Origin of the sequence: Ensifer adhaerens (genome assembly GCF_001270265.1) — a bacterium.
Lineage (GTDB): Bacteria > Pseudomonadota > Alphaproteobacteria > Rhizobiales > Rhizobiaceae > Ensifer > Ensifer adhaerens_B.
Window position 1 is genome coordinate 330,330 of the sequence record NZ_LGAP01000002.1, and the last position, 15,697, is coordinate 346,026.

Sequence of the window (15,697 nt, forward strand, 5' to 3'; positions counted from 1 at the left end):
GGCAAGCGTCCTGCACAGGCGCCGGTCATGTTTGGGATCAGTAGCCCAGGCCCTTTTTCGCTTCGTAGACCTTCTTCGGATCGTCAGCCTGGGTGTAGAGCTTCGATTCCGTCTGGATCCACTTCGGCGGCTTAGTTCCGTCCTTCTGGAACGCGGCAAGCGCGTCGAAGGCGGGGCCCGCCATGTTCGGCGTCAGTTCGACTGTGGCGTTGGCTTCGCCTGCGGCCATCGCCTCGAAGATATCCGGGACGGCATCAATCGAAACAACGAGGATGTCACTGCCCGGCTTCAGGCCGGCTTCCTTGATCGCCTGGATGGCGCCGACGGCCATGTCGTCGTTATGGGCGTAGAGCGCGCAGATGTTCTTGCCGCCGTCCTCTGCCTTGAGGAAGCTTTCCATGACTTCCTTGCCCTTGGTGCGGGTGAAGTCGCCGGTCTGGCTGCGGACGATCTTGAGGTTGTCGTGGCCGGAAAGGGCCTGTTCGAAGCCCTTCTTGCGGTCGATGGCCGGCGAAGAACCTGTTGTGCCCTGGAGTTCGACGACGTTGCACGGCTTACCGGCAACCGTGTCGGCAAGCCACTTGCCGGCGACGCTGCCCTCATGCACGAGGTCCGAAGTGACAGCAGTCATATAGAGGTCGTCGGAAGCATCGACGGTCCGGTCGAGCAGGATGACGGGGATCTCGGCATCCTTGGCTTCCTGCAGGACCTCATCCCAACCGGTGGCGACGACGGGGGCAAGCAGGATTGCGTTCACGCCCTGCGCAATGAACGAGCGCAGCGCCTTGATCTGGTTTTCCTGCTTCTGCTGGGCATCGGCGAATTTCAGATCGATGCCGCGCTCTTCGGCCTGCTGTTTCGTCAGCGTCGTTTCCGCAGCGCGCCAGCCGGACTCCGAGCCGATCTGCGAAAAACCGACAACGAGATCTGCGGCAGATGCGCTGCCAAACGTGCAGGCAGCAAGGATCGTTGCACTCGCGAGTGCTTTGGCGAATTTCATGATTTCCTCCCAAAGAAAGCTGCTCTCCTCGCAGCGGGCTCAAAAAATCATATAATAATACTTTTGTAAACTCACGTTTGAAAACAAGTGCCCAGGGGTGCATCGGGAGGATGCTTTGGCGTTTGGCCGACTTGCGCACTGGCGCACGAGCAAGGTGATTTAAGGTGGGGGCGCTATTGCCGACATGAGGTGCGTGCGCCCAACACCGGTCATTGGCAACGAGCGAGATGTTCGCTGCTCGACCCAGCGCAAAACGGGGGCTTGTCACCAATGAACGCGCGTGCAAAGATGCTCGCGTGTGCAAAGGAGTCATGCCCGAATGAACCTCGAACGACCACTCTATTCGAACGATCTGCAGGGTCGGGCAAAGCTGTGCCGAGACGTCATCCTGTCGGCCGGAGCGCTTGTGCTTCGCGGCTTTGAAAACAGCGCGACGCGCGGCTATTCGATGAAGGGTCCGCAGGACTTTCTGACCGAAACGGATGCTGCCTCCGAGGCGCATATCCGCAAGGCGATCGCCGACCACTTTCCTGACGACGCCTTTTTTGGCGAAGAGGGCGGCGGCTCGATCAGCAATCGTCTCTGGGTGGTCGATCCCGTCGACGGTACGGCCAATTTCGCCCGCAGCATTCCGCACTTTTGCATCTCGATCGCCTATATCGAAAACGGCCGGGCGGAGATCGGCGCCATCTACAACCCCGCGCTGGACGAGCTCTATTTCGCGCAACGCGGCGCGGGCGCGACCCGCAATGGTCAACCGATCGCCGTTTCCGCCACCACGGCGTTCGAAACGGCGTCGGTGGAGATGGGCTGGTCCGGTCGCGTGTCGAACGAGATTTATCTCGAAACGATCCGCGATCTGCTGGCGCTCGGCACCAATGTGCGCAGGGCGGGCTCGGGCGCGCTGGCACTCGCCTATGTCGCCGACGGCCGTTCGGATGCCTATGTCGAACTGCATATGAACTCCTGGGACTGCGTGGCCGGATTGCTGCTCGTTGCCGAGGCTGGCGGCGACGTCTGCCCCTTCATGGAGATCGGTAGCCTTCGCGGTGGTGGACCGGTTCTCGCGTCCGCTCCGGGCATCGCCGGTGGAGTAAGCCGGGCATCGCGGATACCGATCGCGTCGGCAGATGGGCCAGTTGCCGAACTGCGGCTCGCCTGAACGGCTGCGCCAAAAGACGCGGAGACTGAGAATCATGGGCATGCCTTTCGGCACCGCCCGATCTGGAAAGGGAAACGGCATGGATGCACCGGTATATGCGCGCCCGGCAATCAGTCTGATCGCCAAGGGCCTGGGTCCGCACAAATCCGATCTCTATATCGGTGGCAGCGACGGCGCACGCGATCTTGAATTGCTCAAGCGACATGGCATCTCGATCGTCGTCAACTGCGCGATCAATCTTGACATCAACTGGGTGCGCGAGATCGAGGCTGAGGACAACGGCGATCTGCGGCAGAGCGGCTACGCCGACATTCGCTATTACAAGCTTGGTCTGATCGACGGCGAAGGCAGCCCAGACACGATGATGCTCGGCGCCTACTACATCCTCGATGGCGCGTTGCGTCAGGCGATGCCGAAGCGCGAAACCTATCCCTTTGCCGATGGCGGCAATGTGCTGGTCAACTGCCGCGGCGGACGCAGCCGATCGGTCTCGCTCGTGGCGCTGTTCCTGCACAAGCAGCAGCCGGAGCTGTTCCCGACGCTTGACGCTGCCGTCGCCCATATCCGCGAACACCGTGAATTGCGTCCGGACGAATGGTTCGAAACACCCAAGCCGATGCTTTACGAGGCGGCACGCCGGGCGTCCGGATGGATCGACATGATCGCCGGCAAGACCTCCGGGCAGGGCTGATGTTGAAGCGCAGCCAACCTAGCATCGCCGTCATCGCCGACGCGCATTTCCACGATCTTGAAGGCGACTTCGATTTCCCTGGCATGACCATCGACGGTCAGCGGATGATGGTTCGCAGCTGGGCGGAAACCCGCCAGTCGACCCGTGTTTTTAACGAAAGCGTCAGGGCACTTTCAGTGGCATTGGACGAGGTCAGAAATCGCGGCATCCGGCACGTCGTCCTGCTCGGTGATTACACGGATGACGGCCAGCGGCAGACGACCTCAAGCCTGCGCCGCATCCTTGACCGGCACACGAGCCAACACGGAACCGCGTTTTACGTCCTGCCTGGCAATCACGATATTTTCGGCCCGACGGGACGCCACCACACCAAGGAATTCCTGGATCAGGATGGCGCCGGGGTCTGGGTGACAAGCGACCCGGCATCGGCAGCGGCGGGCGCGATCGTCACCCCACGCATGTATTGCGAGGGATATCCAACCGGTCTCGGCCCGATGGCCGCCTATGGCTATTTCCGCAAGCCGGAATATCTCCATTGGGAGACGCCGTTCGGTCTTTCCGACGACATCGAAAGCCGGCGCTACGAGGTCGCCTCGCCGGACGGAAGCAACCGGTATGCGTTGATGGATGCCTCCTATCTGGTGGAGCCGGAGCCGGGTATCTGGCTACTGATGATCGACGCCAATGTGTTCGAGCCGCGGGACGGCACATTCATCAACGGCGAAGACGCGGCCTTTGTCGACAGCACCGCCGCCGGCTGGAATGCCATGCTGCGTCTGAAACCCTTCATCGTTTCCTGGATCACGGACGTCTGCGCGCGGGCAAAAGCGCTGGGCAAGACTGTGCTCGCCTTCTCCCATTACCCGGCGCTCGATCCGTTCGACGGCGCGACCGGCGCCGAGCGCGTGCTCTTCGGAGAAACCAACGTCGCCCGGCGCACGCCCCGCGACGCCGTAACCGACGCCTTGCTTGGCGCCGGGCTGAGTGTGCATTTCAGCGGCCACCTTCATGTCGAGGGCGTGACGCGGCGCGGGCGTGCCGAGCGTCAGCTCACCAATGTGGCAGTGCCCTCGCTTGTCGCCTATCCGCCGGCTTTCAAGGTCATCCAGCCGGCGACCGGCGGCATCGTCGTCGATACCATCGAGTTATCGGTGACGGCGGTGGATCCGCGTCTGTCGCAGGCCTATCGACGCGAGACGGCGCGCCTCCGGGAAGCTGACGATGTCGCCTTTAGTGCCGGGAATTATGGCGCCTTCCTGCGTGCCCATAAGCTGGCTTTGGTTCATCACCGCTATTTCCCTAAGGAGTGGCCGCAGGATGTCGTGAGCCGCGTCTCGGATGCCACACTTGCCGATGTCTGCATGGAGCTCCTTGGAGCTACTGCAGCAGCACCGGCGTTGCACGCGCTTGCAAAATCTTCTGGAATGACAGCGGAACAGGTCGCGGCTTGCGGCATGATCGATGTGATCGCCGACTGGTACTGCCTGCGCCAGGCCGGCTTCCTGGCGTTGCCCGCCATATCGCAAGAGCGGCTGCGGCTTTACCGCGCCCTTTCCGACCAGTTCGGCCGGGAACCGGAAGAGGGGTGGAACGGCTCTGCTGCCAGTTTTCTGTCGATCTTCCTCGGCGCGTTTGCCGCTTTCCTCGACCGAGCGGAAACCGGTGCGCGGCAGATCGAGATCATCTTGCAACCGGAAGCGAAGGAGGTTGTTTGACCATGGACCAGCAGTCGTTTGTCTTGCCCAGCCGGGGGCCGAAACCGCCGGCGAATGTTCCCGAATTGAAGGAAGCGTTTCGCCTTCGTGCCCGCGGGCTGAAAGGCGGGCGGCTCGAGGTCGCCAAGTTCACCCTGTCGCATCCCTATGACGTCGCCTTTGCCAGCGCACGGGAAGTGGCTGAGCGCGCCGGCGTTTCGACCACCACGGTGATGCGGCTCGTCAACGACCTGGGCTTTGAGAAATACGCTGCGTTCCAACAACTCTTCCGCGAGGAGCTGCGGCGCGGCAGGCAGTAAAGCGCTGCCGTCAGCCGCAATAGGCCAAAACGGATCGTCCGAGCAGAGTTAAGTCCATGGAATCGACCATTGTCAGCATCAATCTCTTCGGCGCCGTGGCGCTGCTGCTGTTCGGGCTGTCGGAGGTCAAGAACGGCGTTCAGCGCGCCTTTGGCGCCAGGCTGAAGGCGGGGTTGGCCGCCGGCACGCGCGACGGTGTGCGATCCTTCCTCGCCGGACTGGTCGCGACGGTCGCACTCCAGAGTTCGACCGCGACGGCGCTGATGATCGCATCCTTCGCCGAACGCAATCTCGTCGCGCCGCGTATGGCGCAGATCGTGCTTTTGGGTGCGAATGTCGGAACCGCGATGACCGCCTGGATCGTATCGCTCGGGATCGGCTGGCTCTCGCCGCTTCTGATCCTTGTCGGCGTTATCCTTTCGCGCGGAACGTCGAATGCGCGAAAGGGCGGTGGCTCTGCCCTTGTCGGCATTGGCCTCATGCTCTTGTCGCTGCATCTCATCGGCATTGCGACAGAACCGGTGCGCGCGTCTGCGGCGCTCTCGGCCTTTCTTGCGATGCTCGACAATGCCTGGCCGGTCGCCCTCGTCTTCTCGGCCGTCCTGGCAATCCTTGCATCTTCAAGCCTTGCCATCGTCGTGCTCATCCTGTCGCTTGCGGCAACGGGCGGCATTTCCACCGGGCTCATCATCGTCCTGGTTCTCGGCGCAAATCTCGGCGGCGCCGTGCCGCCGGTTCTGGCGACGTTGCGTGCGCCGATCAGCGCGAGACGCGTGACGATCGGCAATCTCATCGTGCGCGCCATCGGCTGCCTTGTGGCGTTGCCGCTTGCTGGCTACTCGGCACAGTTGCTCGACATCCTGCCGCTATCGCATGACAAGCTGCCTGTCGATGCACACCTCATCTTCAATCTGGCGCTGGCAATGCTTGCCTGGCCGCTGTCGCGACCGCTTGCGCGGCTGTTGCCGGAACCGAAGCAGATGCTGGACGCACCGAGTTATCTCGACGAGGACAAGCTTTCGACGCCGGTCGCAGCGCTTGCCGGTGCAAGCCGCGAGGTCTTAAGCGTCGGAGATCTGATCGAACGCATGCTGGTGCAGGCAAGCGATGCGCTGCAGCATGCGGACCCGGCAAAGCTGGCTGGGATCAGCACGCTCGAAGGCCGGGTGGATCGGCTGCAGCATCAGATCAAGGTCTATGTCTCGCGCCTCGGCCAGGCCGACATTGGCGACGACAACCGCCGGCGGGCAATGGATGTCGTCGACTACGCCATCAATCTCGAACATATCGGCGACATCATCGAGAAGGGCCTCCTTGCCGAACTCGCAAAGAAGATCGCGCTGGGTTTGACGTTTTCGAGGGATGGCCACGAGGAACTGACGCGGCTCTTTGCAATCACGCTCGACAATCTGCGTATGGCGCAGACGGTGTTTGCCACCCGCGATGCGGCTTTGGCCCGGCGGCTGGTGGAGGTGAAGGAAGACGTGCGCCGCCTAGAGCGGCAATCGGCCGAACAGCACCTGCAGCGCCTGCGCGACGGTCGGGCGGAAAGCATCGAAACCAGTTCGCTGCACCTCGATATGCTGCGCGACCTCAAGCGCATCAATGCCCATATCGCGTCGGTTGCGCACCCGATCCTCGATGACAGCGGTCTGTTGATCGAAAGTCGCATCCGGCAGGTCCGCTGATTTCAACGCGCCGCCCGGAGGAAGGACTAACGCACCGTCTTGCGCTCGATCATGGAGACCGGCACCACCTGCAGCCGAGTCGCGGGCTCGTCAGAGCCGAGTGCCACCAACACGTTGTCGGTTAGAGCCGATAATGACTGCGCGATGGTGGTGAGTTCATAGCTCTTCCAGCCCGCCTGCGGAATATCGTCGAAACCGACGATGGACACGTCCTGCGGCACGCGACGATGCATCTCGATGCGCGCGGCGTCCAGGAAGCCGAGCGCCAGCAGGTCGGTGACGCAAAAGGCACCGTCAATCCTCTTGTCCCTCAAGAGATCGCACCCGGCCTGATAGCCGCTTTCGTAGCTCGTCGGCCCGTCCGACCAGGCGACCACCTCGATGCCGGCGGTCTGCACCCTTTGCGTAAACGCCGTCGCTCGGCGAACCTGGGCCGGTGTCTGACTGCCGCTGGAGACGACGGCAACTTTCTTGCATTTGGCTGCAATCAGCCGGAGCGCGGCAAGATCCGCCCCACGTGAATCGTCGCTCAGCACCATGTTGGTGTCGGTGCGGTCGAGCCGTTGATTGACCAGGATCAGCCGCACGCCGTTGGCGATACATTCGTCGACGATCGATGACGGCGGCTCGCCGGAGAGCACGACGATCGCCTGGGCGCGGAACTCGAACAGCAGCTCGATCAGCGGCGCGATATCCTTGCGGGCATCCGCGGCGTTCAACAGCAGGCACTGAAGCCCGCGTCTGAGCAGGCCGATGCTGAGAAGATCGAGCTGTTTGGAAATGAACGGTGCACTGAGGTTGGTACCGACGACGCCGATCAGGTTCGAACGGTCATTGTTCAATCCCTGAGCCAGCCGATTGACCCGGTACCCGAGCTCGCGCGCTGCCTGCAGCACCTTGCGCCGGACCGACTGCGAGACGCTGGCGCCCGGTGTGAACGTTCGCGAGACCGCCGAGCGCGAAACACCTGCGCGCTTTGCGACTTCCTCGGCGGTGACGAACCCTCGTGCCATGGGTTCCCTCAAGAATCAGCTCGCGGCTATCTGGGCCACAAAAGCCGGTTCATTCCAACGAAAAAGTATCGTTTGCCTCGGCTGGCACTGTCGCCTGAGCGCCGCGCGCCCGCCGGAAATCCGGCTGTTTGGTTCACCATTCCGTATGCCGCTGGCGCGTCATCGCCGAGTGGTCACGTGGCAGTGATCACGTGTTCGAAAAAAGTGCATCTGTCCATTAAAAATAATAAATAAAAACATCATGATAGATCATTGCGCACGTGTGCATTTTTTTGTTGACAAGCGCGCCCTCTCAATGGATCATGCATTCCATAGGCGGTTCCGAAATGGAATTTCTGTTCCGTCTATGTTCGTGATGATGGCGCCGGCCTCTGAGGAGTGGCTGGCTGCCGTCGGACCCGATCCGGACAGGATCGTTTGAACGGGGTCAGTCGCGGATAGGGAGGATTGGATCGATGACGACGTATCGCGTCCTCGCGGCAGGTTGCCTTGCTCGAAATGGAGCAGGGGCGGCCCACCGCGCGGCTTTCCCTGATCCTCCCCGTTCGCATGTTCGCTCGGCCGCAAGGTGCTCGGCGCATAGCCGGATCGCGTTGCGAGACGAGGTCTCAAGGGGAAAGAGCATGGCTTTTCTAAGTGATTCAGCGAAGGCGCCGCCGGCAGCGAGCGGCGAGGCGGCTGTGCCTTCGTCTTGGCAGGTCTGGCGATATCGGTTGAAGGTCGCCTCCCGGGAGCCGACGACATTGATCGGCGTGCTGACGGCGCTGCTCTTTACCTATCTGATTGTCGTGCCGATCATCTCCATCGTGCTCGATGCCGTGCGGGTCCAGTTCGGCCATGAGCGCCGGCTCGGCAAGGATTTCGGCGATCTGACGCCGTACTATCTCGACAGGACGTTCCTGTCCCCTGTCTCCGTCGATCTCTTCTGGCGGCCACTGTTCAACACGCTGACGGTTGCCGTCGGCGCGATCCTGTTGTCGCTGCTGATCGGAACCATTCTCGCCTGGTTGATCAGCCGCACCGACATGTTCGGAAGGCGCTGGTTCGCGACCGCCCTGATCGTGCCTTACATGCTGCCCGCCTGGACCTTCGCGCTTGCCTGGACGACGCTGTTCAAGAACCGCACGGTTGGCGGTCAACCCGGCTGGTTCGAGGCTTTGGGATGGACGCCGCCGGACTGGGTCGCCTATGGCCGCTTTCCGATCACCATCATTCTCGCCCTGCACTATACCCCTTTTGTCATCCTGCTGTTCGGCTCGGCGCTTCGGCGCTTCGATTCCCAGCTCGAAGATTCCGCGCGCATTCTCGGTGCCAAGCGCTACCAGGTGGCGATGCAGATCATCCTGCCGCTGATGCGTCCGGCGCTGATGTCGTCGATGATCCTGATCTTCGCAAAATGCCTCGGCGAGTTCGGCGTGCCCTACGTTCTCGGCCTGCCGGTCAAGTTCGAGGTGCTTTCTACCTCGCTCTTTCGTAGCATCGCCTCCCGCCAGACCGGCGTCGCCGGTGTCGTTGCCGCGTCCATCATGCTGATCGGCATCATCACCCTGATGATCGATGCGCGGCTGGTGCGTGAAGCGCGCCGCTTCGTCACCATCGGCTCCAAGGGCTCGATGAACCGGCAAAGCCGCCTCGGCAAGCTGAGGCTTCCGGCAACGGGGTTTGCCGCGACCATCTTCATGCTGAGCGTCGGCCTGCCGCTTTTGACCCTGTTCCTGTCGACGATCATGAAGCTGCCGGCGCAGTTCACGCTCGACAACTTCACGCTCGACTACTGGATCGGCCAGGACCTGCACACGGTGGCGCTGCAGACCGGCGTGCTCTTGAGCCCCGATCTCTGGGCTGCTGCCAAGAATACGCTGATGATCGTCGGCCTCGCCTCACTGGCCTCGGGCATTCTCGGCCTGCTCGTCGGCTATGTCGTCATCCGTACGCCGGTCCGGGCCCTGTCGGTCTATCTGCGCCAGGTGACGTTCCTGCCCTATCTGGTGCCGGGCATTGCGTTTGCGGCCGCCTATCTCTCGCTCTTTGCGGTTCCCAGAGGCCCAATGCCGGCGCTCTACGGCACGGTCACCATCCTGGTGCTGGCCTTGATGGCAGACCAGATGCCCTACGCCTCGCGGGCCGGAATCTCGGCGATGACCCAACTCGGCAAGGATCCGGAAGAGGCCGCCCAGATTGCCGGTGCCGGCTGGTTCCGCCGCATGATGTCGATCGTCATCCCGATCCAGAAAGGCTCGCTCGTCACCGGTGTGCTGCTGCCGTTCATCTCGGGCATCAAGGGCCTCAGCCTGTTCGTCATCCTCGCGGTGCCCAGCACCGACGTGCTCACGACCTATTCGCTGCGGCTCGTCGACTACCACTACACCCAGGCGGCAAACGCAGTCGTACTGATCATCGCGGCCATCGCCTATCTCGGAACACTGGCAGCCCAGAAGCTGACCAAGACCAATCTTGCAGAAGGACTCGGAAGCTGATGCCCACTATCAATCTGCGCGGCGCCCAGAAGAATTATGGCGTCAACTCCGCCAATGCCGTCTCCAACCTCGATCTGGAAATCCGCGACGGCGAGTTCATGTGCCTGCTCGGCCCATCCGGCTGCGGCAAGACGACGACTTTGCGCATGATCGCGGGGCTTGAAAACCTGTCGGGCGGCGAGATCCGCATCGGCGACCGGGTGGTGGACTCAATCTTCGACGGCGTCTTCGTGCCGCCGGAGAAGCGGGAAATGGGGCTCGTCTTCCAGAGCTACGCGCTCTGGCCGCACCTGACCATCGAGCGCAATACCGACTTCGGCCTGCGATTGCGCAAGCTGCCGAAGGCCGAGCGCGAGGCCCGTGTCGAAAAGGTCATGCAGGCGCTCGATATCGCCAAGTACCGCGATCGCTACCCGTCGCAGCTTTCGGGCGGCCAGCAGCAGCGCGTCGCGCTTGCCCGCATGCTTGCCGTCAATCCAGGCGTGCTGCTGCTCGACGAACCGCTGTCGAACCTCGATGCGCGGCTGCGGCTCGAAATGCGCGCCGAACTGAAGCGGCTGCACAAGGAATTCAAGACGACGATCGTCTTCGTCACCCACGACCAGTGGGAAGCGATGACGTTGGCGACGACGATCGCGGTGATGAACGAAGGCACGCTGCAGCAGATGGGCACGCCGAACGACATCTATGATCGTCCGGCCAACCGCTTCGTCGCCGAGTTCGTCGGCAGCCCACCGATCAACATCCTGTCCTTCGACAAGAAGGGCACCTCGGATGTTGCCAAGGAGGCGGAAGCATACCTCTCTGCCCGCTACCCCAGCCTGCGCGGCATCGGCTCCGTCGGTATCCGCCCGGAAGCGCTCAGCTACGCAACCCGGAAGGAGGACGTTCCGCAGGGCAGCTTCAGCGGCAAGATGGTCGTGACCGGCATCCTGCCGACGGGCGGCAGTTGGATCCTGGAGTTGAAGAGCGACAGCCACACGCTGTTCCTGACGACACACGCACTGCCGCGGCTCGAACTCGGCGAGAAGGTCCGCTTCTGGGCACCGCCGGAGGCGCTGCATGTCTTCGACAAGGACGGCCAACGCATTGCCGAGGCCGACAAGCTGCTACGCAGCACGAAGCTGAACTGACGACATGACTGATCACATCAACCGAAAGACGAACACCGCTTACTGAGGAAGAGCAGTCGATGCAATTTCGGAAGAATGGAAGGGCAGACAAGACAAGGCGCTGCCTGTTGTGGACGACGGCCCTTGCTGGTCTCTTTGCCGGACAGGCCATGGCTGAGGACGCCTTCGACCTCAACGCCCTGGTCGAGGCGGCCAAGAAGGAAGCGCCGATAACTGTCTATGACAGTACCGGCAAGATCGTCGAGATGGCCAAGGCCTTCTCGGCCAAGTACGGCGTTGCCGCCGAGGGCTCGAAAGTCAAGGCGTCGGCGCAGCTCGAAATGATCATTCGCGAAGCGCGCGCCAACAATATCCAGGGCGACGTTTCGATCATCAGCGATGCGCCCGCCGCCATGGCGCAGCTGATCCCGCAGGGTTTTGCCGAGAGCTGGCTGCCGCCGGACATGGCGTCGAAAATCCCGGAGCAATACCAGAATCCCCTGACGGTCGTCACCAGCGCCAACGTTTGGGCCTACAACACTGAGATCTTCGACAAGTGCCCGGTCACCAATATCTGGCAGCTGACCGGCCCTGAGTGGAAGGGCAAGGTCGCCATGCAGGATCCGCTCGGCAAGGCGTCCTATGTCGACTGGTTCAACCAGATGGCAAAACACGGCGATGACAAGGTCGCCGCCGCCTACAAGGACCTCTACGGCAAGGACCTGGAACTGGACGACGGCAGCGCGACGGCGGCCTGGGTGAAGGCGCTTGCAGCCAATGCCCCGCTCCTGACCGATGCGGACGCCGCCGCGGCTGATGCCGTCGGTGCGCCCGGCCAATCGCAGCCGTTCATGGGGCTGATGAGTTCGGCAAAATTCCGCGACAATGCGGAGAAAGGCATGAAGCTCGGGCTCTGCAAGGATCTGAAGCCCTGGCTCGGCTGGATGTATCCAGGCGTCGGCCTGATCACCAAGGGCACCAACAGCCCGAACGCGGCAAAACTCTTCATCCACTACGTCATGACTGAGGAAGGCATCGCGCCGCAGGCCGTCGACGGAAAGATGTCGACCAACAGCGACGTCGCGCTTCCGGCCGACGAACCATCGGGCATCGGCAAGGTTCTGGATCAGGTCCTGCCCTACCAGATGGCGACGAGCCTCGACGATTGGGATGCACGCGAAACCTGGCAGGATTTTTGGCGGGTGAACTACCAGAAGTGACCGTGTGACCGGGAGAGTGACGACATGATGGAAATGAAACGCAACGCATTGTGCGACCGCCCGATAGCCTGGGCGGTCGCGGGCAGCCTTGCCGCCATACTCACGCTGACATGCGGAGCGGCGAAGGCCCAAGAAGCCTTCAACCTCGACGCCCTGATCGAGGCGGCAAAGAAGGAGCCGCCGATCACCGTCTATGCCGTCACCGGCAAGATCGTCGATACCGCCAAGGACTTCTCCGAGAAATACGGCGTGCAGGCGACGGGCAAGAAGGTCAACGAAGCCACACAGGTGGAATTGATGATCCGCGAGCACCAGGCCGGCAACATCCTCGGCGATGTCAGCGTGGGGACCGATGTGGCTTCTGCCATCGGGCAATTGCTGCCGGAAGGGATTGCCACGAGTTGGACGCCCCCGGATCTCGCTAAGGATATTCCCGAGGCACTTCGCAATCCGCTGGTCGTGGTGTCGGACCCGCATGTCTGGACCTACAACACCGAGAAATACGACAAGTGCCCTGTTACCAACATCTGGCAGCTGACCGAGCCGCAATGGCGCGGAAAGCTGGCGATGCTCGATCTCTTCGACAAGCCGCTCTATGCGGACTGGTTCAATCAGATCGAGACGCATCGCGATGCCGATGTCGCCCGCGCCTACGAAAGCCTCTACGGAAAGAAGCTGGAAACGAACGGCCAAAGCGCGACGGCCGCCTGGGTCAAGGCCTTTGCCAAAAACGGCCCGCTTCTGGCGGATTCCACCACGGTTGCCAATGCCGCCGGCGCGCCCGGGCAGGCCGAGCCGTTCTTCGTCATCACCTCGACGGCCAAATTTCGCGACAACCTGACGAAGGGGCTGAAGCTCGGCATCTGCGCTGGCGTCGAGCCGTTTTCCGGATTTCTCTATCCGGGCTTCGGCCTGATCGCCGGCCAGACGAAGAGCCCCAATGCCGCAAAGCTGTTCGTCCGCTACCTGATGACGGAAGAGGGCATCGCGCCCCAGACCGAGGACGGCAAGATTTCGGGCAATTCGAAGGTCGGCGTGCCAGGGGACGAGCCTTCCGGCGTCGCCAAGTATCTCGATCAATTGATAGCTTTCGATCCCGCCACCGCCGGCGACGATCTCGACAAGCGCGAAGCCTGGCAGGATCTCTGGCGAATAAACTACCGAAAATGACGTGACGGGCGGTGCCGATCACCGGGCACGGTTTCCTTGGGAGGGGAAGCGATGACAACGGAAAAGAGCAGAGTGCGTGACATGACGATGACGGCGGCGGCACTTGCGGCCGGCCTGTTTTCTGCGCAGGCCAATGCGGCCGATGGCTTCGATCTCGGCGCGCTGATTGCGGCGGCAAAGAAGGAAAAGCCGATCAACGTCTATGACAGCACCGGCAAGATCGTGGAAATGGCCGAAGCCTTTAGCGCCAAGTACGGCGTCAAGGCCACGGGCGTCAAAGTGTCGGCCAACAGCCAGCTTGAGATGATCATCCGGGAAGGGCAGGCGGGCAACGTGCAGGGCGATGTCGCGCTGATCACCGACGCGCCGGCGGCTCTGGCGCAGCTTTTGCCGCAGGAGTTCGTCGAAAGCTACCTGCCTGCCGATATGGTCGCGAAAATCCCGGCGGAGTTCCAGAACCCGCTGGCGATCTCGACCAACGCCAATGTCTGGGCCTATAACACTGAAGCCTACGACAAGTGCCCGGTGGCCAACATCTGGGAGCTGACCGAGTCGAAATGGAAGGGCAAGGTCGCGCTCGTCGATCCCCTGACCAAGGGCACCTATACCGACTGGTTCAACCAGATGGAAAAACATGCCGACGACAAGGTGGCCGACGCCTACAAGGCCCATTTCGGCAAGGATCTGAAGACGGAGGAGAAGAGCGCATCGGCCGCCTGGATCAAGGCACTTGCCCAGAATGCGCCGCTGGTCACCGACGGTGACGATCCCGTGGCAGAGGCCGTTGGGGCAGCGGGTCAGAAGGAACCCTTCTTCGGCCTGCTCAGTTCGGCGAAGTTCCGCGACAATGAAGGCAAGGGCTACAAGCTCGGCATCTGCAAGGAACTCAATCCCTGGGTCGGCTGAACCTACGTCAAGCTCGGCCTGATCGCGACGAAAACGCAGAGCCCGAACGCGGCAAAACTCTTCATCCACTACATCCTGACCGAGGAAGGCATCGCGCCGCAGATGAAGGACGGCAAGCTGCCGACCAACACCGATATCAAGATGCCGGCCGACGAGCCCTCGGGGCTGATGACGGTCGCCGAGCGCCTCTTCGGCTACAATTCTGCGACCGGGCTTGACGATTTCGACCGGCGCGAGGAGTGGCAGGATTTCTGGCGCGTGAATTACAGCAAATGAACCAAGGCCGGCGCGCCAAGTGGTGGCGCGCTGGCAATTCTTCGACTTAGGGACGGATACGAACCAAATGGAAAAGTGCCTTTCCGCGGCGACATCGCTAGCGGCTGACCCTGAACGAAGGCTGGAGCGCTCGAAACGTCTCGTCGAGATCGCCCGTGGGGCGGCGAGCGAAGTGCGCGCGCCGTTGCTGAAGGCGTTCCGCTCCGACATGGTGGTCGACTACAAGCGTGACCTGCATGATGTCGTGACGATCCACGACAAGTGTGCCGAAGCCACCATTCGCGATTTCATATTCGCGCATGAGGCCAATTCCGCCATGCTCGGCGAAGAGGGCGGACAGGTGGGCGAGGGCGACATCCAATGGTATGTCGATCCGATCGACGGTACCTCGAATTTCGCCAGCGGACTGGCGTTCTGGTGCGTCTCGATCGCCGCCGTCGAACAGGGAGAGGTGATTGCCGGCGTGGTCTATGACCCGGTCGCCGACCTGATGTTTTCCGCCGATCTCGAACACGCCTATCTCAATGGAGAGGTTATTTCCTCGCAGGCGGTCGATGACGAGAGCCGGGCGACGCTGATTACCGGCTACCCCGTATCGCGCGATTTCCGCCTCGATGGCCGGGAGGCGGCGCTAGCCAATCTCTGCGAGCTGGTCGAGACGTTCTCGACCCTTCGAAGGCCGGGCAGCGCCGCCCTCAGCATCGCCCATGTGGCGGCGGGTTGGGCGGATGCGGCGACCGGGTTCGGCGTCAATTCCTGGGATGTGGCGGCCGCGACCTTGATCCTGAAGAATGCCGGCGGCCATTACGAGCCGCTGACCCTGGGCAAGGTGCCCGCGGATGCGCCCGATTTCATGTGCCCCGGTTATATCGCCACCGGTGCGGGCGCAAACTATCCGACATTGCAGCGCGTGGCGCGGGCGATCTCGGCCACACGCATTGCCGCGGCGACAAACTGAACCGACGGCG

12 protein-coding genes and 1 pseudogene are annotated in these 15,697 nt (G+C 62.1%); 11 read left to right on the forward strand and 2 right to left on the reverse strand.

Going from position 1 to position 15,697, the window contains the following annotated elements; translation table 11 throughout:
- Positions 1-37 precede the first annotated feature (37 nt).
- On the reverse strand, positions 38-1,000 hold the full coding sequence (gene ytfQ, locus AC244_RS06365; RefSeq protein ID WP_053247959.1) for a galactofuranose ABC transporter, galactofuranose-binding protein YtfQ: 963 nt from the start codon (positions 998-1,000) through the stop codon (positions 38-40).
- A 319-nt stretch (positions 1,001-1,319) separates the two neighbouring features.
- Here ytfQ and AC244_RS06370 point away from each other — a divergent pair, with 319 nt between their 5' ends.
- From AC244_RS06370 to AC244_RS06390, 5 genes are all read left to right on the forward strand, one after another.
- Positions 1,320-2,162 carry an inositol monophosphatase family protein gene (locus AC244_RS06370; RefSeq protein WP_053247960.1) on the forward strand — a complete coding sequence of 281 codons (843 nt, stop codon included), beginning with the start codon at positions 1,320-1,322 and terminating at the stop codon, positions 2,160-2,162.
- 79 nt (positions 2,163-2,241) lie between these two features.
- Positions 2,242-2,853: a dual specificity protein phosphatase family protein gene (locus tag AC244_RS06375; RefSeq protein WP_053248392.1), complete on the forward strand. Its 612-nt coding sequence runs from the start codon at positions 2,242-2,244 to the stop codon at positions 2,851-2,853.
- Positions 2,853-4,568, forward strand: coding sequence for a metallophosphoesterase family protein (locus AC244_RS06380; protein ID WP_053247961.1), 1,716 nt, complete (start codon positions 2,853-2,855; stop codon positions 4,566-4,568). Before AC244_RS06375 ends, AC244_RS06380 begins: the two co-directional genes overlap by 1 nt.
- A 2-nt stretch (positions 4,569-4,570) precedes the next feature.
- The gene (locus AC244_RS06385) at positions 4,571-4,867 is read left to right on the forward strand and encodes a MurR/RpiR family transcriptional regulator (protein ID WP_053247962.1); all 297 of its coding nucleotides are present in this window, start codon (positions 4,571-4,573) and stop codon (positions 4,865-4,867) included.
- Between the two features lie 56 nt (positions 4,868-4,923).
- Positions 4,924-6,555 (forward strand): Na/Pi cotransporter family protein, encoded by a 1,632-nt coding sequence (locus tag AC244_RS06390; protein WP_053247963.1) that lies wholly within the window; start codon positions 4,924-4,926, stop codon positions 6,553-6,555.
- A 26-nt stretch (positions 6,556-6,581) separates the two neighbouring features.
- On the opposite strand, the gene AC244_RS06395 is transcribed toward AC244_RS06390, so the two are convergent.
- Positions 6,582-7,568 (reverse strand): LacI family DNA-binding transcriptional regulator, encoded by a 987-nt coding sequence (locus AC244_RS06395; protein ID WP_053247964.1) that lies wholly within the window; start codon positions 7,566-7,568, stop codon positions 6,582-6,584.
- 623 nt (positions 7,569-8,191) lie between these two features.
- On the opposite strand from AC244_RS06395, the gene AC244_RS06400 reads away from it, so the two are divergent.
- The 6 genes and pseudogenes from AC244_RS06400 (at position 8,192) to AC244_RS06425 (ending at position 15,687) form a co-directional block, all read left to right on the forward strand.
- Entirely contained in the window at positions 8,192-10,045 is a 1,854-nt protein-coding gene (locus tag AC244_RS06400; protein WP_053247965.1) for an ABC transporter permease, read from the forward strand.
- Positions 10,045-11,178 carry an ABC transporter ATP-binding protein gene (locus AC244_RS06405; protein ID WP_053247966.1) on the forward strand — a complete coding sequence of 378 codons (1,134 nt, stop codon included), beginning with the start codon at positions 10,045-10,047 and terminating at the stop codon, positions 11,176-11,178. The genes AC244_RS06400 and AC244_RS06405 overlap by 1 nt, the downstream gene beginning before the upstream one ends.
- A gap of 59 nt (positions 11,179-11,237) precedes the next feature.
- Positions 11,238-12,377: an ABC transporter substrate-binding protein gene (locus AC244_RS06410; protein ID WP_053247967.1), complete on the forward strand. Its 1,140-nt coding sequence runs from the start codon at positions 11,238-11,240 to the stop codon at positions 12,375-12,377.
- Positions 12,378-12,410: 33 nt separating this feature from the next.
- Positions 12,411-13,547 (forward strand): ABC transporter substrate-binding protein, encoded by a 1,137-nt coding sequence (locus tag AC244_RS06415; protein WP_053248393.1) that lies wholly within the window; start codon positions 12,411-12,413, stop codon positions 13,545-13,547.
- An 87-nt stretch (positions 13,548-13,634) separates the two neighbouring features.
- Positions 13,635-14,729, forward strand: a pseudogene (locus AC244_RS06420) (ABC transporter substrate-binding protein).
- 67 nt (positions 14,730-14,796) lie between these two features.
- Positions 14,797-15,687: an inositol monophosphatase family protein gene (locus AC244_RS06425; RefSeq protein WP_053247968.1), complete on the forward strand. Its 891-nt coding sequence runs from the start codon at positions 14,797-14,799 to the stop codon at positions 15,685-15,687.
- Positions 15,688-15,697 lie beyond the last annotated feature (10 nt).

Bases quoted from the DNA above. Each gene is read 5' to 3' on its own strand.
- AC244_RS06410 (WP_053247967.1), top strand. From the start codon at position 11,238: ATGCAATTTCGGAAGAATGGAAGGGCAGACAAGACAAGGCGCTGCCTG.
- AC244_RS06425 (WP_053247968.1), top strand. From the start codon at position 14,797: ATGGAAAAGTGCCTTTCCGCGGCGACATCGCTAGCGGCTGACCCTGAA.
- AC244_RS06370 (WP_053247960.1), top strand. From the start codon at position 1,320: ATGAACCTCGAACGACCACTCTATTCGAACGATCTGCAGGGTCGGGCA.
- AC244_RS06375 (WP_053248392.1), top strand. From the start codon at position 2,242: ATGGATGCACCGGTATATGCGCGCCCGGCAATCAGTCTGATCGCCAAG.
- AC244_RS06390 (WP_053247963.1), top strand. From the start codon at position 4,924: ATGGAATCGACCATTGTCAGCATCAATCTCTTCGGCGCCGTGGCGCTG.
- ytfQ (WP_053247959.1), bottom strand. From the start codon at position 1,000: ATGAAATTCGCCAAAGCACTCGCGAGTGCAACGATCCTTGCTGCCTGC.
- AC244_RS06380 (WP_053247961.1), top strand. From the start codon at position 2,853: ATGTTGAAGCGCAGCCAACCTAGCATCGCCGTCATCGCCGACGCGCAT.
- AC244_RS06400 (WP_053247965.1), top strand. From the start codon at position 8,192: ATGGCTTTTCTAAGTGATTCAGCGAAGGCGCCGCCGGCAGCGAGCGGC.
- AC244_RS06395 (WP_053247964.1), bottom strand. From the start codon at position 7,568: ATGGCACGAGGGTTCGTCACCGCCGAGGAAGTCGCAAAGCGCGCAGGT.
- AC244_RS06385 (WP_053247962.1), top strand. From the start codon at position 4,571: ATGGACCAGCAGTCGTTTGTCTTGCCCAGCCGGGGGCCGAAACCGCCG.
- AC244_RS06415 (WP_053248393.1), top strand. From the start codon at position 12,411: ATGAAACGCAACGCATTGTGCGACCGCCCGATAGCCTGGGCGGTCGCG.
- AC244_RS06405 (WP_053247966.1), top strand. From the start codon at position 10,045: ATGCCCACTATCAATCTGCGCGGCGCCCAGAAGAATTATGGCGTCAAC.